At 63.7% G+C, this 19,672-nt stretch carries 18 protein-coding genes; 9 read left to right on the plus strand and 9 right to left on the minus strand.

The genetic code is table 11. The features are described from left to right. Nucleotides 1-4 precede the first annotated feature (4 nt). Nucleotides 5-580: a GNAT family N-acetyltransferase gene (locus INT29_RS13825; protein WP_193071994.1), complete on the plus strand. Its 576-nt coding sequence runs from the start codon at nucleotides 5-7 to the stop codon at nucleotides 578-580. 59 nt (nucleotides 581-639) lie between these two features. Here INT29_RS13825 and INT29_RS13830 read toward each other — a convergent pair whose 3' ends face one another. Continuing rightward, nucleotides 640-1,098 (minus strand): GNAT family N-acetyltransferase, encoded by a 459-nt coding sequence (locus tag INT29_RS13830; RefSeq protein WP_101570845.1) that lies wholly within the window; start codon nucleotides 1,096-1,098, stop codon nucleotides 640-642. A gap of 71 nt (nucleotides 1,099-1,169) precedes the next feature. Further along, nucleotides 1,170-2,207, minus strand: a complete 1,038-nt coding sequence (locus INT29_RS13835) for a protein kinase domain-containing protein (RefSeq protein WP_193071995.1) — start codon at nucleotides 2,205-2,207, stop codon at nucleotides 1,170-1,172. 184 nt (nucleotides 2,208-2,391) lie between these two features. Between INT29_RS13835 and INT29_RS13840 the strand changes: the two genes are divergently transcribed. Both INT29_RS13840 and INT29_RS13845 read left to right on the plus strand, forming a co-directional pair. Then, a complete protein-coding gene (locus tag INT29_RS13840; protein WP_193071996.1) occupies nucleotides 2,392-3,915 on the plus strand; it encodes an aldehyde dehydrogenase family protein in 1,524 nt (507 codons plus the stop codon). Continuing rightward, the gene (locus tag INT29_RS13845; protein ID WP_101570839.1) at nucleotides 3,915-4,334 is read left to right on the plus strand and encodes a DUF779 domain-containing protein; all 420 of its coding nucleotides are present in this window, start codon (nucleotides 3,915-3,917) and stop codon (nucleotides 4,332-4,334) included. The genes INT29_RS13840 and INT29_RS13845 overlap by 1 nt, the downstream gene beginning before the upstream one ends. A gap of 108 nt (nucleotides 4,335-4,442) precedes the next feature. Here INT29_RS13845 and INT29_RS13850 read toward each other — a convergent pair whose 3' ends face one another. Beyond that, nucleotides 4,443-5,072 (minus strand): helix-turn-helix domain-containing protein, encoded by a 630-nt coding sequence (locus INT29_RS13850; protein WP_413463165.1) that lies wholly within the window; start codon nucleotides 5,070-5,072, stop codon nucleotides 4,443-4,445. 82 nt (nucleotides 5,073-5,154) lie between these two features. Here INT29_RS13850 and INT29_RS13855 point away from each other — a divergent pair, with 82 nt between their 5' ends. Together INT29_RS13855 and INT29_RS13860 are read left to right on the plus strand one after the other, a co-directional pair. Next, on the plus strand, nucleotides 5,155-6,120 hold the full coding sequence (locus INT29_RS13855; RefSeq protein WP_193071997.1) for an NAD(P)/FAD-dependent oxidoreductase: 966 nt from the start codon (nucleotides 5,155-5,157) through the stop codon (nucleotides 6,118-6,120). Next, the gene (locus INT29_RS13860; RefSeq protein ID WP_193071998.1) at nucleotides 6,120-6,788 is read left to right on the plus strand and encodes an SAM-dependent methyltransferase; all 669 of its coding nucleotides are present in this window, start codon (nucleotides 6,120-6,122) and stop codon (nucleotides 6,786-6,788) included. Before INT29_RS13855 ends, INT29_RS13860 begins: the two co-directional genes overlap by 1 nt. 6 nt (nucleotides 6,789-6,794) lie before the next feature. Here the strand turns inward: INT29_RS13860 and INT29_RS13865 are convergent, their stop codons facing one another. From INT29_RS13865 to INT29_RS13890, 6 genes are read right to left on the minus strand one after another with little or no spacing between them, the layout of a single operon-like run. Next, nucleotides 6,795-8,138: an alkylhydroperoxidase domain protein gene (locus tag INT29_RS13865; RefSeq protein ID WP_193071999.1), complete on the minus strand. Its 1,344-nt coding sequence runs from the start codon at nucleotides 8,136-8,138 to the stop codon at nucleotides 6,795-6,797. A gap of 1 nt (nucleotide 8,139) precedes the next feature. Continuing rightward, on the minus strand, nucleotides 8,140-9,183 hold the full coding sequence (locus INT29_RS13870; protein WP_193072000.1) for a putative FMN-dependent luciferase-like monooxygenase: 1,044 nt from the start codon (nucleotides 9,181-9,183) through the stop codon (nucleotides 8,140-8,142). A 10-nt stretch (nucleotides 9,184-9,193) separates the two neighbouring features. Continuing rightward, nucleotides 9,194-10,885, minus strand: coding sequence for a dipeptide ABC transporter ATP-binding protein (locus INT29_RS13875; RefSeq protein WP_193072001.1), 1,692 nt, complete (start codon nucleotides 10,883-10,885; stop codon nucleotides 9,194-9,196). Then, nucleotides 10,882-11,757, minus strand: a complete 876-nt coding sequence (locus INT29_RS13880; RefSeq protein ID WP_193072002.1) for an ABC transporter permease — start codon at nucleotides 11,755-11,757, stop codon at nucleotides 10,882-10,884. The genes INT29_RS13875 and INT29_RS13880 overlap by 4 nt, the downstream gene beginning before the upstream one ends. Continuing rightward, a complete protein-coding gene (locus INT29_RS13885) occupies nucleotides 11,754-12,839 on the minus strand; it encodes an ABC transporter permease (RefSeq protein ID WP_193072003.1) in 1,086 nt (361 codons plus the stop codon). Before INT29_RS13885 ends, INT29_RS13880 begins: the two co-directional genes overlap by 4 nt. Further along, nucleotides 12,836-14,545: a TIGR04028 family ABC transporter substrate-binding protein gene (locus INT29_RS13890; protein WP_193072004.1), complete on the minus strand. Its 1,710-nt coding sequence runs from the start codon at nucleotides 14,543-14,545 to the stop codon at nucleotides 12,836-12,838. The genes INT29_RS13885 and INT29_RS13890 overlap by 4 nt, the downstream gene beginning before the upstream one ends. Nucleotides 14,546-14,766: 221 nt before the next feature. Between INT29_RS13890 and INT29_RS13895 the strand changes: the two genes are divergently transcribed. The 4 genes from INT29_RS13895 (at nucleotide 14,767) to INT29_RS13910 (ending at nucleotide 19,647) form a co-directional block, all read left to right on the plus strand. After that, nucleotides 14,767-15,468 carry a VOC family protein gene (locus INT29_RS13895; RefSeq protein WP_193072005.1) on the plus strand — a complete coding sequence of 234 codons (702 nt, stop codon included), beginning with the start codon at nucleotides 14,767-14,769 and terminating at the stop codon, nucleotides 15,466-15,468. Further along, nucleotides 15,456-16,124 carry a VOC family protein gene (locus INT29_RS13900; RefSeq protein WP_193072006.1) on the plus strand — a complete coding sequence of 223 codons (669 nt, stop codon included), beginning with the start codon at nucleotides 15,456-15,458 and terminating at the stop codon, nucleotides 16,122-16,124. Before INT29_RS13895 ends, INT29_RS13900 begins: the two co-directional genes overlap by 13 nt. 59 nt (nucleotides 16,125-16,183) lie before the next feature. Then, the gene (locus tag INT29_RS13905) at nucleotides 16,184-17,005 is read left to right on the plus strand and encodes a DUF3152 domain-containing protein (RefSeq protein ID WP_319020912.1); all 822 of its coding nucleotides are present in this window, start codon (nucleotides 16,184-16,186) and stop codon (nucleotides 17,003-17,005) included. A gap of 89 nt (nucleotides 17,006-17,094) precedes the next feature. Continuing rightward, nucleotides 17,095-19,647, plus strand: coding sequence for an ATP-dependent Clp protease ATP-binding subunit (locus tag INT29_RS13910; RefSeq protein WP_009883202.1), 2,553 nt, complete (start codon nucleotides 17,095-17,097; stop codon nucleotides 19,645-19,647). The last annotated feature ends 25 nt before the right edge of the window (nucleotides 19,648-19,672 follow it).

The raw sequence follows: 19,672 nt of genomic DNA on the forward strand, positions 1-19,672 counted from the left end.
TAGTATGACGCTGCCACCGTGGCCCGCGGACCCTCCGACCTTTGGGCAAGTTCGACTGCGAGCAGTGGAGGCGCGGGATGGTGCAATGGCCCGGCGGCTGTCGACCGATCCTTACGTTCCGCAGACGGGCTCCCTTCCGGGCGATGCCTCCGCGTCGGAGGCCGGTGCGTGGGTCGTACGCCACCAGGGTCGTCATGCAGAGGGGGCAGGCTTCTCGTTCACTATTGCGCGGCGTTCTGACGGTGACGCGGTCGGTCACTGCGGTCTGTGGCTGAAAGGCCTCGAGGAAGGTCGGGCAAGCGGTGGCTACGCGATTGCTCCAGCTGAACGCGGTCGCGGATACGCCGCTGATGCGCTCGCCGCGTTGACTGAGTTCGCTTGGTCTGTCCCGGGCGTTCAGCGGATCGAACTGTTCATCGAACCGTGGAATGCCGCGTCAATCCGCACCGCCGAACGCGCTGGATACCGTCGTAAGAGGCTCCTGGTTGGTTACCAGATGATCGGTGGTCAGAGTCGGGACGTGCTTCTGTATGTGGCCGTTCGGGCTCCGAAGCGGGCGAAGGCAGGTAGGAATTTCTAGAGTGAGGAGGCACGTATCGAGCTATTGTCATCGCAAGTTGATCAGTTTGGAATTTGGAATCAGTTCGTTATGTCGTCATGTCGAGGGGTGAAGCGTAAGGCGTTCGTGTCTCTTCGCACGAAACCGACCGATTGGTACAGCTGTAAGGCGGCTTCGCGCGACGACCGCGAGGTGAGGTCAAGTGATCTTAGTTCGCGTTCCGTTGCCAACGTCGTCATCCGTGTAAGCAACAATCTGGCAATGCCCCTTCCTCGCATGGAAGCATCGACCACAACGTCTTCGACATGGCCGCGCAAACCGGTTGGCAGTGGTACTGCGACGAATGTTGCAGTGCCAACAATCTTCCCGTCGAGGCGTGCCACGAGAAGTTCAGTTGCTTCATGTTCGACGACCGCCTCCAGGCGACCTCGGTCGAATGTCGTTGTGGTCGAGAGCTGGCCGAGGAGTAGAGCAAGATCATCCACGTCATCGGATGTGAGGGACGTAAGAGCCTCAATTTCGGGGAGCTGTCCAGTCATGTCAACAAACTACCAAGACCCACATCTTCTCCGTTTGCTCGATCAGGTCGTGGAGGAACAGAAGATGAAACTCACCGGTCGCCTCGCTGCTCAGCACCCTCGTACCTCGCCCCGAACGCATCCCGAATGAGGAGGGCGAACATCTCCGTCATGCGAACGACGACGCCCGCGTGGTCGGCGATGAGATCGGCACCTGAACCTAGAGCAACTCGAACCGGATCAAGCTCAGAGGCAGAGCCGTCTCCGGCAGCGGCACGCAACAGAGCCAGTCGTCCGTCTGCGCTGGAGTAGCCGAGTTCGAACAGCACCCAGTGGAACAGGTGCATCAGCGCGGTGTCCCGGTCGAAGTCTGCGTGTGAGGGCATTGCGGACTCTTCGTCCGGAGTGAGGACGAAATCAGGATGCAGTGACAACCCGAAGTCGGTGAACAGCAGTCTGCCTTCATTGACGAGGATATTTCCCGGGTGGACATCGAAGTGCTGAAACCCTTGCTTCTTCATCCACGCTGTGGCTTCGATGATCTGTTTCACCGTATGGGTGAAATCGAACTCCCTGGTGTTCCCGGCCAAGCTTGTGCGTATCGAAGAGCCAAGAGTCCCAGGAACGTATTCGAGAAAGAGCACCATACTCGACCGGGCGGCCATCATCTCGGCGAGCTTCTTCGCCACCTGAGGCCACGAGGATCCCCACCGATGCTGCGGACCATCTCCGGCGAATTCGCTGAGATCGGTTTCAGTCTTCAGGTCGATGTTTCGCCACCCGAGCAGCAGCGGAAAGAAGTCCACCGCTCCGGCGCAGACCCAGGACGAGGTCATTTGGTGAGCTGCCAGTTCTCGGCCGACCCCGTGCGAGGGGCTGCCGTTCCCGTAGTGGGAGACGAATGGAAGCCCATTGTGATTGACGGTAGCAAGAGGGTCGGCCCGTTCTGCCACGGTGATCGGCAGCTGCTTGATAAAGACAGGTGCTCCATCAATGTGCGTCGTCCGGGTGGTTCCGCCGATGCCGATCCCGACCTTCTTGGCCGTGGCCACGAGCGCGCGCACCTCCGAGTCCTCAAGTCCGGCGATCACGGCAGAGATTCTTCGGGCACTTTCCAGTCGTGCGGTCATCACCACACTCTAGGCGCAGAACCGCTAACGCAAACGTGACACCAGCCTGCACGGCGATAGGAAGTCACTCAGACTATTGTCCACTCGCGCTCTGAGACCTATGGTGAGAAGACACGGACACATCTGCTCGGTCGGGTCGATATACAGACCCGGGTGAGCGGCTGGACTCACACGAAGGAGTGTCATGGCAGTCTACTCAGCACCCGGTACCGAAGGTTCTCTCGTCACGTTCAAACCGCGCTATGAGAACTACATCGGAGGGGAGTGGGTGCCGCCGAAGAACGGCAACTACTTCGAAAACATCACCCCCGTCACGGGACAGGCATTCACAGAGATTCCCAGCTCCACCGCCGAAGACATCGAAACCGCACTCGATGCGGCCTGGGCAGCGGCACCCGCCTGGGGCAAGACCTCGGTGACGGAGCGTTCGAACATCCTTCTCAAGATCGCTGATCGCATGGAAGCCAATCTTGAGATGATCGCGGTCGCCGAGACCTGGGACAACGGCAAGGGCATCCGCGAACCGCTGGCCGCTGACATTCCACTGGCCATCGACCACTTCCGCTATTTCGCCTCGGCGATGCGGGCACAGGAAGGCGGTCTGTCCCAGATCGATGACGATACCGTCGCCTATCACTTCCACGAACCGCTCGGCGTTGTCGGCCAGATCATTCCGTGGAACTTCCCCATCCTCATGGCCACATGGAAGCTGGCACCGGCCCTGGCAGCAGGAAACTGCGTCGTCCTCAAGCCTGCCGAGCAGACCCCGGCATCGATCCTCATCCTTGCCGAACTCGTCGGCGACCTGTTGCCGCCCGGCGTCCTCAACATCGTCAACGGATTCGGCGTCGAGGCGGGCAAGCCGCTGGCCTCGAACAAGCGGATCAAGAAGATCGCCTTCACCGGTGAGACCACGACCGGTCGTCTCATCATGCAGTATGCCTCGCAGAACATCATTCCGGTGACCCTGGAACTCGGCGGAAAGTCCCCGAACATCTTCTTCGAAGACGTCCTCGCCGCTGACGACAGCTATCGCGACAAGGCGCTCGAAGGCTTCGCGATGTTCGCGCTCAACCAGGGCGAAGTCTGCACCTGTCCATCACGAGCTCTCGTCCAGGAGTCGATCTTCGACGACTTCGTGGCCGCAGGCGTCGAACGGGTCCGAGCCGTCAAACAGGGCAACCCCCTCGACACAGACACCCAGGTCGGTGCGCAGGCCTCGAACGATCAGTACGAGAAGATCATGTCCTACCTGCAGATCGGTAAGGATGAAGGCGCCGAGGTGCTCATCGGCGGTGACAAGGCCGAACTCGAAGGCGACCTCGCCGGAGGGTTCTACGTCCAGCCGACGATCTTCAAGGGCACGAACAATATGCGGATCTTCCAGGAGGAGATCTTCGGTCCCGTTGTCGCCCTGACCTCGTTCAAGGACTATGACGACGCCATCACCACGGCAAACGACACGCTCTACGGACTGGGTGCCGGCGTCTGGGCTCGGACCGGAAACATCGCCTACCGCGCTGGCCGAGACATCCAAGCCGGTCGTGTATGGGTGAACAACTATCACGCTTACCCGGCCCATGCCGCGTTCGGCGGATACAAGTCATCGGGAATCGGCCGAGAGAACCACCTGATGATGCTCGACCACTACCAGCAGACGAAGAACCTGCTGGTCAGCTACTCGGAGAACGCGCAAGGATTTTTCTGATGAGTGAATCAACCGAAACAGCAGTCCTCGAATCCACACCGACCATCGATGGTGAGGAGAAGTCGCGAGTGGCCATGACACAGGCCACCGTCGACCTCCTTAGCGAACTGGTCGCCAAACATGGCCAACTGATGTTCCACCAATCGGGTGGCTGCTGCGACGGATCCTCGCCGATGTGCTTCCCCGAAGGCGATTTCCTGACCTCAGACGCCGACGTTCTGCTCGGCCACTTCGAACTGCCCATCGATGACAGTGAGAAGGCGGGCCTCGACTTCTGGATGTCGGTCGAGCAGTTCGAGTATTGGAAGCACACCCACCTCACCGTCGATGTGGTTCCTGGACGGGGAGGCGGCTTCAGCGTCGAATCACCGACGGGCAACCGCTTCATCATCCGGTCCACGCTCATGGACATCGGCTGACACTATACGTTCAGATTCGCCGACATACGGGCGTCGCGCCGAGTTGCGGGTTTTCACACCTGGTGCTCTGTGCGACGCCCGTATTTCGGTGTGGGCTTGGCGGCTACTCTACTCGGCGCCGAGGTGGCGTTTCGGTGCCGCACGGATGTGGGCTCGTTCGCCCTGCTTGCCGACGAGGCTGAGAAACTCGACCGGCCCTGCGCTGGTGGCGCCGAACCAGTGCGGGGTGCGAGTGTCGAACTCGGCGGCTTCGCCGGGCTCGAGGATGAGGTCGTGTTCGCCGATGACAAGGCGGAGGTTGCCGTTGAGAACGAAGACCCAATCGTAGCCCTCATGGCTGCGCAGCTCGGGTTTCGCTTCATCCAGTCCCGTCGGCAGCACGAATTTGTAGGCCTGGATTCCTCCGGCGCGACGTGTCAGCGGCAGGATCGTTCGGCCGTCGCGGGTGGGCAGGGGGCGCAGATTGATGCGCGGATCCCCTGTCGGCGGCGCGTCGACGAGCTCGTCGAGAGTGGCTCCGAATGCTCGCGCCAGCGGCAGCAGCTGTTCGAGGTTGGGGCGGCGGTGCCCGGCCTCAAGCCGGGACAAAGTGCTGATCGAGATTCCGGTCTCCTCGGAGAGGTCGGTGAGGGTGATGTCGCGGCGTTGTCGCAGCTGCTTCAGCCGCGGCCCGACAGCGTCAAGGGTGCGGTCCATGTGTTCATCCATACCCATGAGTTTGCCATTCGGCAAACTCATTTGCAATTGGCTCCTGGTGTCGTCACCATCGAAGTATCGGAGCGCCGTTGCGGTGGCTCCACAATCGTGGGAGGACGAAGACATGACAGAGAAGAAGAGTGCGATCAGAGACATCGTGATCGTCGGAGCTGGCGCAGCAGGACTGAGCGCGGCGCTGACGCTGGCACGTGCCCGCCGGACAGTGACAGTCATCGATGCCGGCCAACCTCGCAATGCCCCGGCTGACGGCGTACACGGGCTGCTCGCACATGAAGGCATCAGTCCCACGGAGCTGCTGGCCCGAGGTCGAGACGAAGTTCTGAGCTACGGCGGCGAGATCGTCGACGACCAGGTCACGAAGGTCAGCGGCGAAGTCGACAGGTTCACGCTCACCGTGGGCAGCGGAGACGAGATCGTCGGCAGACGCTTGCTCATGGCGACTGGCCTCGTCGACGAGCTGCCTGAGATTCCCGGCGTCCGCGAACAGTGGGGGCACGGAGTCATCCACTGCCCCTACTGCCACGGTTGGGAGGTACGGGACAGTCGCATCGGCATCCTTGCCACCAGTCCGATGGCTGTCCACAAAGCGTTTCTGTTCAAGCAGTGGAGCCCTCACGTGATGCTCTTTTCCGGAGACCAGCAGCTCACCGAGGAAGATCAGATCAGACTTCAAGCTCTCGACGTCCCCGTGATCGACGGCGGCATCGACAGCCTGGAGATCACCGATGACAAGCTCACGGGTGTGCGACTAGACGACGGGCAGGTCATTGCCGTCGACGCTGCAGTTGTGGCCACGCCGATGGTTGCCCGCACCGAACTGTTCGCAGGCATCGGTCTCGAGCCCACGGCCCATCCTGCCGGTGCGTTCATCGAGACAGAGGCCTTCGGGCAGACCGCGGTCGACGGCGTCTGGGTGGCTGGCAACGCTACCGATATCGGAGCCCAGGTCAGCGGTGCGGCAGCGGCGGGTGCGCTCGCCGCTCAGCACATCAACACCAACCTCACCTTCACAGACCTGGACCACGCAGTGGCAGAGCTGGAGACCAAACAAGCAGAGAAGGCGAACTGATGACACACTCTTTCGACAAGAACTACTGGGACAAGACCTGGAGCGGTGAACGAGCACCCGCGATGAGCGCAGGCGATCCGAACCCCCACCTGATCAACGAGGTCGGCGGACTCGAACCAGGTACCGCGATCGACGCCGGCTGCGGTGCCGGAGCAGAAGCGATCTGGTTGGCGAAACAGGGCTGGGCCGTCACCGGGGCCGATGTCGCGGACGCGGCGCTTGGGTACGCGAAGGACCGCGCGGCGGCCGCTGGAGTGAACGACCAGTTGCGCTGGGTTCAGGCTGATCTCTCAACATGGGAGCCAGACATGCAATATGACCTGGTCACCACCCACTATGCACACCCGGCAATGCCTCAGCTGGACTTCTATGACCGCATCGCAGACTGGGTGGCGCCGGGGGGAACGCTGCTCATCGTCGGCCACCTCCATCACGAGCACAGCACCCCAGCACACAGCACCATCAGCGAGGGCGCTCACCGCCGCGAACACGGCCATACTCACCCGCCAGTCGAGGCCTCATCCACGGCAGCCGCTATGACAGAGCGTCTGGATCCAACGGTTTGGACCGTGATCACAGCCGAGGAATCGCATCGGTCCGTCATCGGTCCAGGAGGTCGACCCGACATCATCGACGACGTCGTCCTCCGGGCGGCCCGCCGCAGCTGAGTCACGTCACTTCCCGGGTGCCAGCACCTCTGGTTCGCCGAGGGAGAGCATGAGGCGATTGGCCCAGTTGAAGAACGCCGCACAGCCTAGGACATCGATGATGTCCCCATCCTCGAGGCTGGCTTCGCGTAGTGCGTTCACATGCGACGGGCCAAATGTCTGAGGTGTGAGCGTGAGCGCCACAGAAGCGTCGACGACTGCATCCCAGACAGGATCGCCGAGGTTGGACGGCGTTTCGATGCCCATGTCGAGCAGAGTCTGCATGAGGTCCCGGCGCCCGGATTCCTCGGTGGCCCGGTCCGAGTGGATCGAGGCGCAGAACAGGCAGCCGTTGAGTCGTGAGGCCACGGTCGCCGCGAGTTCGCGTTCGGCCCGACCGAGCCCGTCGGTGGTGTTGAAGAAGATGTCGAGGTCGGTCAGCGTCCGTGCCTGCAGAGCCGCCGGGTCCCTGGCCAGGAGGCGGAAGTAGGGGTTCTTCGCCCGCCCCGCCTCGATGAGGGCCTCGCGCTGGGCATCGGAGAGGTCCGCCTCGGCGACGGGGGCGATCCAGGGCACCCATCCCAACCCGGACTGCTGGAAGAGTTTCGGGCGACTGAGTTCAGGGTGGGCGCTGACACGTTCGCCCACCCGAGCCAGGGCCTCACTTCCTTTGGAAGAAGCGGCCGGTTCCCTCGCCGAGGTGGTCTCGCCGACATCGTTGACCGCTTCCGGCGCCTCGTCGGCGACTGGGGCCTGGGCTGCGGCCGGGGCGTGGGCGAGTGCAGTCAGGCCTGTGCTGATGCGGATCTGGAAGTTGAGGAAGGATACGAGCTGTGCGAGCGTGACGATCGAGTCCTCGTCCCAGCCGGCGTCGAGCAGCAGTGCCATGTGTTCGGGCCGAGCGTCGCGCGGATGGAGGGCCAGAAGGTGCGCGAATTCTAGTCCGGCGGCCAACAGCGGACCGAGGACTTCGATGGAATTCTTCTCCACTGTAAACCACGGTCCGACAACGTTCTCTGCCGCCAGGTCAGCGGATTCGAAGGTCCCATAGGGACCGCGCACCGATGACCGGGAGTCGAGTTCGGCCAGAGCCTCGTCGAGGAGTTCGGCGATCGCCCAGGAAGCGACTTCGTCCTCGTCACGGAGGAGGTCGCGGTAGAACTCCTCGGCGGCGGGTGCGCCCAGCAGGCCAGCGGTGAAGGCGGCGACGGCGTAGCGATCGCGGTAGGAGATTCCGCCGGTTTCGGCGGGTTCCAAGAGAGCCTCGAAGCTGCGCTGCGCATTCTCCTTGGCCTGTGCACGATGATCGCGAAGGACATCGAGTGGGTCATGCGCGGCGATTCCCGCGAGGGTGTTGATGATGTCGGTCATGTCAGGCCGCCTGTTCTGTCGTCAGTATCAGTCCCAGGGCCGGCGCCACCTTAGTGGCGAGAAGTTCGATGGACCGCAGTGTCGTTTCGTTCGTTGCCGGCACCGAGTGTACCTGGAAGCTGACGTCGGTGGCTCGTGAGAGCACACGGTCCGTGGACAGGCGTTCGATGACCTGTTCGGGTGTGCCGAGGTAAGTGTCGGTGGCGATGAGCAGTTCGTCGAGGCTAAGCCCCGAGGTGTCGTAGCCGACGAGGCGGTCGGCCTCGGCCCGCAGCGCCGGCTCGGTCAGGGCACGCAGCTCAGGCAGGTCCTCGGAGTCGGCAACGACGGCGGTGCGGGAGGCGAGGATGCGGGGTTCGACTCCGGCTGGCAGTTTCGAGAGGTAGGTGTCGATGACCGGCAGCTGCACCTCGTCGAGGCTCGCCTCAGGCTTGTCCTGGGGGCGGGGCTGGGTGCGCGAGAGCATGAGGCCATCCCCGGCGGCACCGGCCGCTCCGGACCCGCCAGCGGAGAAGGTGGCCTGCCAGAGGCGTTCGGAGAGTCCGTGACCCTCAGACAAACCAGCCTCCTGGGGGTAGAGGGTGTGCCCGGTGTCCAAGGATTGACCGGCGAGGAGGGTCTTCAACGCGGAAAGGTTGTCGGCGAAGACTTCGCGGCGTTCGTCGAAGCTGGTGCCGAAGGCCGGGAAGGACTTCGGGTTTCCACCGGACCCGAGTCCGATCTCCAGGCGTCCCCCGGAGAGCACATCTGTGACTGCGGCGTCTTCGGCCACGCGCACACCGTTCTCCATGGGCAGGGTGATGATCGCCGTGCCGAGCCTGATCCGAGAGGTCTGGGCCGCGGCATGGGCGAGGAACACGAGTGGGGAAGGCAGTCCGCCTTCGGCCGCAGAGAAGTGGTGCTGGGCGACCCAGGCGGAGTCGAAGCCGTGGGTTTCGGCCGCCTGGATCTGTTCGAGCGCGAACCGATAGCGCTGGTCAGCCGGTGCATCTTCGAGCAGGCGTGTGAAGAATCCGAGCCGGGGTGCTGTGGAGCTGTTCGTCATCGTCTGGGTCTCATCTTTCTGCTGCTGCGAGCACTGTCGGATTCTTCGCGATGTTCTCCCCGTCGCCGTGGAGCATCACGGGGCGGGGGATCGCAGCGAGGAGGGAACGTGTGTAGTGGGTCTGCGGGCGCGCGAAGAGGTCCTCCGTCGGTCCGTTCTCCATCAGGCGCCCCCGCGACATCACCGACACCGTATCAGCGATCTGTCGCACGACCGCGAGATCATGGGAGATGAAGACATAAGTCAGACCCAGCTCCGCTTGAAGGTCGTCGAGGAGGGTCAGGATCTGGGCCTGCACGGTGACGTCGAGGGCCGAAACCGCTTCATCGAAGACGACGAGCTTCGGCCCCGCGATGAGGGCACGGGCGATCGCCACACGCTGCAGCTGACCGCCGGAGAGTTCCTGGGGCCGCCGGTCAAGGAAGTCGATCGGCAATGCCACCCTGTCCAGAGCCTCGGCGACAAGAGAAGGGTGTGAACTGCGGGTCCCGATGCGGAAGTTACGCAGTGGCTCGGTGAGGATCTGCCTGATCGAATGCTTGGGGTCCAGCGCCGAATACGGGTTCTGGTGCACCAGCTGGACCGTGCGTCGGAAGTCCCGGAGGCGAGCCCGGGCACCGTGGCCCCGTGACGTGTCGGTGGTGTCGAATTCGCCGATGCGTATCCGTCCGGCCTGAGGGGTGAGGAAGCCGGCCAGTGCCTTGCCTGTCGTCGTCTTCCCTGACCCGGATTCGCCCACGATCCCGTGGGTGGTTCCGCGTTCGACGCTCAGTGACACATCGTCGACGCCGATAACCTGGTCATCGTTTCGGGCATAGACCTGGGTCAGGCCCTCGACAGAGACGAAGGAGGCCTCCCATTCGGCGCGTGCATCGGGGGCTGCAGACCGGTGGCGTGACTTCGTCTTCAATGCCGGAGCGTCGGCGAGGAGTCGTGAGGTGTAGTCGGTGGCGGGCCGTGAGAAGATTCGAGCCGCCGGGCCGGTCTCGACCACGCGTCCGGTCTGCATGACGACGACCTCATCGGCACGTTCACCGGCGACAGCCAGGTCGTGGGTGATGAAGAGGACACCCATCCCGGTCTCTTCCCGCAGCTCATCGAGAAGGTCGAGGACCTGCTTCTGCACGGTCACGTCGAGCGCCGAGGTCGGCTCGTCGGCGATGAGCAGACGCGGGCGCAGAGCGATGGCGGAGGCGATGAGCACTCGTTGACGCATGCCGCCGGAGAGTTCGTGTGGGAACTGGTCGGCGCGCATCTCGGGCCGATCGATGCCGACCTTGGCCAGCAGGTCGATGACCTGGGCACGGGCGGACTTCCGGTCGGCGCGCTTGTGGATCCGCAGCGCCTCGGCGACGGATTTCCCGATGGTCTGCAGAGGATTGAGCGAGCTGCCGGGGTCCTGGGGCACATAGCCGATCTGGCTGCCGCGGATCCCACGCCAGGCGCTGGCCCCCAGTGAACCCAGATGGACCTCGCCGAGGCGGATGTGCCCACCCGTGATCAGCGCGGATTCCGGGAGCAGGCCGATGGCCGCATTCGCGGTCGTGGACTTGCCGGACCCGGATTCGCCGACGACCGCGGTCATCGACCCGGGCCGCACGGCGAAGGAGGCGCCATCGACGGCTGGTGCTGCAGGTTCATCTCGGAGTGAGTAGGCGACACGCAGATTCTCGACGGACAGCAGGGGGACGGACTCGGTCATGATGTCGCCTTTCGCAGGGTGTTGCCGATCTGGTGGGTGGCCAGGACGATGGCCATGACGACGAAACCGGGCAGCACCGTCAGCCACCAGGCGGTGGCCACGAAGTTGCGGCCCTCAGCGATGATGAGGCCCCATTCCGGTGTAGGCGGGGGAGTGCCGTAGCCCAGGAAGCCCAACGTCGAGATCTGGAGGATCGCGGACCCGATCTGCAGCACTGCCAGGGACAGCACGGGCGAAATCGAGTTGGGCAGGATGTGGCGGAACAGGACGGATAAGAAGGTGCCGCCCGAACCGTAAGCCGCAGCCACGAAGTCACTGGTGTTGATCCGCACCGCCTCTGACCTTGAGAGACGTGCGAACTGGGCGATGGCGGTGACGCCGACGGCGATGGCCGCGTTGATGGTGCCGAAGCCCAAGACGATGACGATCGAGAGGCTGAGCAGGATCGCGGGGATCGAGAGCAGCACGTCAATGAAGCGCATGAGCACATCGTCGAGCCAGCCGCGGCGAGTGCCGGCGATGAGTCCGATCGCCGTTCCCACCACGAGACCCACACCCACGGCCACCAGGGCGGCCAGCAGCGACTGGGACGCGCCGTAGACAACGCGGGTGAACGCATCACGCCCGGTCTGGTCGGTGCCGAACCAATGGTCGAGGCTCGGGGCCAACAGTGCAGGAGTGGTTCCTCCGTCATTGGGATCATGGTGGGTGAACAGTCCCGGGAAGAGTGCCCACAGGACGGCGATGAGCAGGACGAGAGCGGAGATGACCGTGGTGGGACCGATGCTTCTGCGAGTGCGGCCGCGTCGCTGCGCTTCCGGGCGCGAAGTCCAGGTGCCCGGAGCGCGAGAGAAGGTGTCGATGAGGCTCATGAGTCCCCGCCTTTCGTCGTGGACGTCCCGGGTGTTCCGGGTGCCTCGTCCCAGCTCAGGTCGACTCCGACGCTGGCAGCGGTCGTCGTCAGCGCTCGGCGGGTGGGTTCGTCGGCAGGCTTCTTGCCCGCCGAGGTGACGCCTGGCTGAGTGCGCAGACGCACGTCGATGACGGGGTAGAGCAGATCGACGATGAGGTTGATGCTCACGTAGGCCAGGGTCGCGATGGCGACGACGGCCAAGAGGATCGGATTGTCGCGGTGGGTCACGGCCTGGGCTGTGATCTGTCCGATGCCGTTGCGGCCGAACACCGTCTCGGTGACCACGGCACCGGCGACGAGTTCACCGAAGACCAGACCGATGATCGTCAGCCCGGGCAGGACCGCATTGCGGGCGACGGCATGGACAAGGATCCACAGCTCACTGGCACCCTTCGCCGCGGTGACCTTGACGAACCCGGAGGCCTTGACGTCGGTGATGGAGCGGATGAGGACCTGCGCGATGGGAGCCGAGAGCGGGACTGCCACGGTCAGGGTCGGAAGGACGAGTGCCTCGGCGGGGCCGGGGGAGACGACGGAGACCAGACCGAACTGGAAGGAGAAGATCTGGATGAGCAGGATCCCCAACCAGAACACGGGAATCGAGATGAACAGGCTGGGCACCGAGTCGAGGACCTTCCGCAGCCAGGCAAAGGGGCCGTAGGTCGCCAGCACCGCGATGACCACTGCCAGCACTAGGGCGGAGACGAATCCGGACAGGGCGAGCACAGCGGTCGAGGGCAGGGCGGCGGCGATGATCGTCGACACGGCCGCACCTGTCTGGACGGAGAAGCCGAAGTTGCCGGTGAGGAACCCGCCGAGGCTGAGGAAGTAGCGGCTGATCCAGGATTCATCGGCCCCGGTCTCGGTGCGGATCGCTGCGATCTGATCGGCCGAGAGGCCCAGTGCGGGGTCCGCGAACCGGGCGGTGACACCGTCGCCGGGGATGAGGCTGAGCAGGATGAATGCGGCCGTGAACGCCAAGAGCAGGACCAGCAGGGCCTGGCCCAGGCGCAGGAAGAGGTAGCGGATATCGAGGATCATTTCTGACCTGCCAACCATGTGCTGTAGAAGTCGGGACGGCCCACCGGTTCGGTCGCGAAACCGTTGACCCGGCGACGGAAGGAGAAGACCTGCGGCTCTTCGAAGAACGGCAGCACATAGGCGTTCTCGACGAGGTAGTCCTGGACCTTCTCCGCAGCCTTCTGCCGATTCTTCGTCACAGGCTCCGAGGCAAGTTCGTCCAGCAGTCGGTCGACCTCGGGATCAATGCTCTCATCAGCGGCGTCGTCGCGGTCCTTGCCATTGAGGAAGACGTCACGGTTGACCGAGGAGTAGTTCGAGCGCAGATTGTCGAAGTCCGCGCGGGCAACCATCGAATGGTAGATCTGTACGCGGTCGAGGTCGAGAGCATCCAGGGTCTGTTTCGACTGGTCACCGGGGTTGATGGACAGGCGCACGCCGACGTGGCGCAGCTGCTGCTGGATGAGCGTCTGCACCTCATTCGACCGTGGCTGCGGCAACGCGATGTTGACCGACAGTTCCAGAACCTGGCCGTCCTTGATGCGGAAGCCGGCGGCATTGCGCTCGCCCCAGCCCGCCTCGTCGAGGAGTCGGTTCGCCGCTTTCGGATCGTGGACCCACGATCCCGACTGATCCTTGTAGCCCATCGCACCCTTGGCCAGGAGTCCGGTGGCCAAGGGGTAGTTGGGGGTGAAGAGCTTGTCGACGATCTCCTGCCGGTCAACGGCGGCGATGATCGCCTGCCTGACCCTGAGGTCGGCAAGCAGTTTGTGCCGGAACCGGAAGTTGACGCTGTTGTTGATGCCGTTCGTGGCCTTGGCATAGAGGCGCAGACCCTGCTCGGTCACTCGTGCTTCGTCGGGAGCTTGGACGTCGCGGACGCCGTCGGCCTGCCCGGAGAGCACGGCGCCGATGCGCACCGAGTACTCGTTGTTGGTCAGGTAGTCGATGCCGTCGAGGTGGGCCCGGCCCTGATGTTTCAGGTGCGGTGGCGCCCAGTCGTAGTCCTCGCGGACCCGCACAGACAGCTTCGTGCCGATGGTCTCCTCGGTGATGTGGAAGGGCCCGCAGGTGTGGATTCCGGTGGCACCGCCGGGACCGAAGCCCTCGGCGTCGAGTCTCAGAGTCGAATCTGCGAGCAGGCCTGCATTCATCGTCGATGTCGCCTGCGCGAAGCCGGGGGAGGGGGCGCTGAAGTGGAAGCGAACCGTGTTCTCACCGAGGACTTCGCTGCGATCGTAGTTCGAGATCTGTTCGGAGACCGGAAGCGTGCGCGCCTCATCGCCCTTGCCGAAGAGGTCGAAGTTCTTCGCCACGTTCTTCGCCGTCAGCGCTGAGCCGTCGGAGTAGGTCACGCCCGGACGAATCGTGAAGGTGAACGCGGTGGCATCCTCGTTGATCTCCGGCAGTTCCGTGGCCAGCCAGGGGTGGAGTTCGAGGGTCTCCGGATCCTGCCACAGCAGCCGTGCGGAGATGTTGTTCATGATGCCGCCATTGGGATAGAACCCGACCGAGGGCGGGTAGAGCAGCGTCCACGTCTGCGGCTCGAAGTATGTGAGGACACCGCCCTGCACCGGGTTGCCGTCTTTGGGCAGAGGAGCGTCGTCGGTGGGGGTGCACGCGCTGAGCGTGATGATGGTGCCCAAGCCCAGCCCGAGGCTGAGGAAATTGCGTCGGCCGTAGGTCCGGCCGGGGCTCGCCGAGGTGGAGGGACGGAGGTCCGTCATGGAATGTGGTCCTTTGTGCAGATGAAACCGAGATCGGGCTGTGGACAGTTATTCAGGTCGCTCAACTAGTCGTTGATATAGCTCAACAATTGGAGCTGGTGACCTTCTGGAGGTCGATGTGAAGTCGGCGCCACAGCATTTGGGGCCCTGAGTGTGTCTGCATGCTTTGAGTTAAGCGCATCGGCATACTGGCAGTCAATCCGATCGCTTAATATTGAGTCATGTCGCTGCCTCCAGATTTCGACCATCTTGTCATTGCCGTTCCGAATCTTGCACAAAGTGTTGAGCAATATCACGATCTCGTTGGGGTGAAGGCTATTCCTGGCGGGACCCATCCGGGCCTGGGTACGGCCAACGCCCTGCTCGGCCTCAAGGTCGAAGCTGGCAGTCTCGAGGCTGAAGACGTGAGCGTCGACGCTCATCGCGACAGCTACATCGAAATCCTCGGACCCGACCCCGAGCAGGACCCAGCCCTTGCCGCCTCGCGCTTAGCGGGGATCACCGAGCCCACGGTGCAGCGGTGGGCCATCCATCCGGCCGATTTCGACGCAGTCGTGACTTCGTGTGCACGTTCCCTGCAGCCGGCCGCGCATTCGAAAGAACCGAACGTCGACCTCGGCGAGGTGCATTACATGTCCCGCCGCACACCGGAGGGCACGCTTCTTGAGTGGCGATTGACGAGGCGGGCACCATTGGCGCTGGGTGGAATTCAGCCGTTCCTCATTGATTGGAAGGATTCTCCGCACCCCGCGCGGCAACCGATGCCTGTGGTCGGCCTCGAGCGGTTCTGGGCGACGAGTACGGATGTAGACACAACATCCAGAGTTCTGAGATCCTTGGGGGCTACCATCGAGGTTGAGGCAGGGGTCACAGAAGCCCTGCACGCCACACTGAAAGGTCCCGGTGGATCATGGACGATCTGAGTACGATTCCCGCCAATCTTGACCACCTCATCATCACGGTGCCCGAGCTCGAAGCCGGGGTCGCTGAATTCGAGCGCATCACCGGAGTCCGCGCCGTCGCCGGTGGGCGACACCCTGGCCGAGGAACCGCCAACTATCTTGTCGGTCTCAACTCTGCAGGCGGATCTGCCGGCACCCACACCTACCTTGAGATCCTGGGCCCGGATCCACAGCAGACGCCACCGGCAGACGGCACGCTGCCGCTGGACGCACATCTGGCCGATGGCCTGACCCTGCAGACCTGGGCTATCCATCCGCACGCATTCCTCGCGAAGGTCGCCGGAGCCAATACTGAGGGAATCGACTTCGGTGAGGTCCGCGACATGTCTCGGGAGACTGCCGAGGGGGAGCTGCTGGAATGGCGTCTGACCTCCCGGGCCCCTTTGCCGGCCAAGGGCACACAGCCCTTCCTCATCGACTGGGGCGAGTCGACCCACCCCGCCGAGGCAGCTCTGCCGACGGTGGAGCTGGAAGAGTTCTCCATAGAATCCTCGGACGCCGAGGCGACCCGCCGTGTTCTTGAGGTGCTTGGTGCCAGCGATACCCAGGTAGTTGAAGGCAACGAGCACCGATTGCATGCACGCCTGCGCGGTCCCGGCGGTGTCCTCGAATTCTGAGGGCAGACTAGGCGACGATCTTCGTCGGTGGGCGGAGAGGAAACGCTAGACTCATGAGAGTGTCGAGACTTCCCCGCCTTTCACCGCGCCCACTGCTCACAACACGTCACCTGATCACGACTGGTCAGCGGCGAGCCGCCTCGGCGGTGGTTGCGGCGTCTCTGCTCTTCGGGCTCAGCGCCTGCGCACCCGACTCGGGGCAGGAGACGCGACCTGGTCCTTCCCAGAGCGAGACCGTCGCAGTCGGCGAGACCTCGACGCCGAGTGCAACGAGTCAGCCGAGCACGACCAGTGCATCGGAGTCTGCGGCGGCCGCTGCGAAGTCGGCTGGTTCGGCCGGTGTCAGCGAAGGTGACATCGATATGAAGGGAAGCAGCGATTGGGACCGTCCGAAGAAGGAGACCGGACCGAACCGGGACGAGGGCTCAACGTTCAAGGTCGCACTGCGAGTCGAGGACAATCTGCCGATCGACGTCGATGCGGCGGGCGCCTTCATCATCAAGACGCTGCAGGACAAGCGCGGCTGGCAGGACTTGGACGATGTGTCGATCAAAATGGTCGACGAGGGTGAGGACGCGATGATCTCCATCGCCAGCCCCGACACCGTGGATTCGATGTGCCTGCCGCTGCGCACCCTGGGCAAACTCTCGTGCCGCAACGGCAACAACGTCATCCTCAATGCCAAGCGCTGGGTGTCTGCCACCGATGAGTTCGACGACATCACCCAATACCGTCAGTACCTCATCAACCACGAGGTCGGTCACGCACTTGGCCACAGCCATGAATCGTGCCCGGGGCCCGGCGAGACGGCCCCGCTCATGCAGCAGCAGACCAAAGGCCTGCAGGGCTGCGAGCCCAACGGCTGGCCTTCGAAGGGCTAGTCGGGAAATCGGGACGGCACTCGGGAATAAGACCACCTCCTTCGTCGTTGATTGAGTCGTATAGGCTCAACTTTCGACAGGAGATCAGATTGGCTACGTTCTTCGGATCCGCCGGTTCTGGCGGAGATTCATTCGACGAGTTCCTTGCCCGTTTTCTGCAGGGACAGCAGGGCGCGCGCCAGGGGCGCAGCGTCGACATCAACAAGCTGCTGAGCAAGCGCAGCCACGAGGTCATCGACAACGCCGCTGACTATGCCAGAGAGCACGGTCAGGCGGAGGTCGATGCCCTGCACATTCTGCGCACCATGGCAGAGACCGAGCCCGGAGTCTCGGCGATCCGTCAGGCCGGAGCTGACCCGGAGCAGGTCGCCCGCGCCGTCGAAGACCGTCTGCCCGCATCCTCAGACACCAAGCCCGAAGGCGCACTGACCCTTACCGGTTCCGGTCAGCGCGCGCTCCTCGACGCCTACCAGGTGGCACGGGCGTTCGGTTCGACCTACGTCGACCCGGAGCACCTGTTCTTCGCCTTCGTGCTCAACCACGAGATGCCAGCAGGCCGCATCCTCGCCCAGGCGGGCGTGACACAGGAACGGCTGCAGGCCGGAGCCGAAGCCGCCGAGGCAGGCGACCCGCAGGGCGGTCCCGGAGCGGGCCAGCCGGAGGAGACCATGCTCGAGCGTTTCGGCACGGACCTCACGGCACTGGCAGCCGACGGTGAACTCGACCCGGTGATCGGACGCGCCGAGGAGATCCAGGAGACGATCGAGATCCTGGCTCGCCGCACCAAGAACAACCCGGTGCTGCTCGGTGAGGCCGGCGTCGGCAAGACCGCGATCGCCGAGGGACTGGCTCAGGCCATCCACAGCGGCGAGATCCCAGCACAGCTCTCGGGTAAGCGAGTCGTCGCACTCGACCTGCCGGGCATGCTGGCAGGCACACGCTACCGCGGTGACTTCGAGGAACGCCTGACCGGGACCCTCGACGAAGTCGCCGAGGACGGCGAGATGATCGTCTTCATCGATGAGCTCCACACCCTCGTCGGTGCCGGCGGCAACGGCGAATCCAACTCGATGGACGCCGGCAACATCCTCAAGCCCCGGCTGGCCCGTGGTGATCTGCACCTGTTGGGTGCAACCACGCTCAAGGAATACCGCACGATCGAGAAGGACTCGGCCCTCGAACGTCGGTTCCAGCCGGTGCGCGTGGGGGAGCCGAACATCGAAGATGCCGTGGCAATCCTCGACGGACTCAAGGACCGCTACGCCGAGCACCACAATGTGACCTACACGCCCGAGGCGATTCGCGCGTCGGTCGAGCTCTCCGATCGCTACATCAACGACAGGTTCCTGCCGGACAAGGCGATCGACCTCATCGACCAGGCCGGTGCTCGACTGTCTCTGCGTCGTGGGCCCAAGGTCGACACCCAGGCCCTGCGCACGGAGATCGAACGACTCGAGACCGAGAAGAACACCGCGATCAGCGAAGAGAACTATGAGCGTGCCGGGGAACTTCGCGACGAGGTCATGAGTCTCGGGGAGAAGCTGCATGCAGCCGAGAACCCGGACGACGGCGCGCAGCGCGCTGAGGCTGACGCCAAGCCGAGCATCGTCGATGCTGACCAGATCGCACAGGTCGTCTCCCGTGCCACCGGAATCCCGGCGGCGAGCATGACCCAGGGTCAGAAGGCCAAGCTGGCCAAGCTCGAAGAGATCCTCCACGGTCGCGTCATCGGTCAGGACAACGCGGTGACGGCAGTGTCGAAGGCCGTGCGCCGGTCCCAGATGGGAATGGGAGATCCGAACCGTCCCATCGGCAGCTTCCTCTTCCTCGGACCCACCGGCGTGGGCAAAACCGAGCTGGCGAAATCTCTGGCCGCGACCCTGTTCGATGACGAGTCGGCGATGATCCGATTCGACATGAGCGAGTTCGGGGAACGCCACACCGTCTCACGCCTGGTGGGTTCGCCTCCCGGCTACGTCGGCTACGACGAAGCGGGACAGCTGACCGAACAGGTTCGGCGCAAGCCGTACTCGGTGATCCTCCTCGACGAGGTCGAGAAGGCTCACCCGGACGCCTTCAACCTGCTGCTCCAGGTCCTCGACGACGGTCGTCTCACCGACGGTCAGGGCCGGACCGTGGACTTCCGGAACACCGTCATCATCATGACGAGCAACCTGGGCTCCGAGTTCATGTCCGGCAGCACCCCGCTGGGCTTCAGCTCCACCGATGCGAAGGTCACCGAGAAGGACCTGAGTGCAAAGGTGATGGGCAAGCTCAAGGAGTTCATGCGTCCCGAGTTCCTCAACCGGATCGACGAGACCGTGATGTTCTCGCGGCTCGATCGTGAGCAGCTGCGCGTCATCGTCCGTCTTCAGCTGGAGCGTTCGGTCGAGCGTCTGGCGCACCAGGGCATCGGCCTGACCGTGTCCGAGGATGCTGTGGAGTGGCTTTCCGATACCGGGTACGAACCCGAGTTCGGTGCCCGTCCGCTGCGCCGCGTGATCCAGCGTGAGCTCGATGACCGCATTGCGGACCTCCTCGTCAACGAGACAGTGTCCGAAGGCGGAAGGGTCAGCGCCACGGTTGACGACGGAACACTGCGAGTGGTCGCGGAATCACCCGAGGTTCCTGTGGCAGTCTGAGGCAGAGCCGCCTGTGCAGGGTGAT

The sequence above is a fragment of the Brevibacterium sp. FME37 genome, assembly GCF_014897485.1.
Lineage (GTDB): Bacteria > Actinomycetota > Actinomycetes > Actinomycetales > Brevibacteriaceae > Brevibacterium.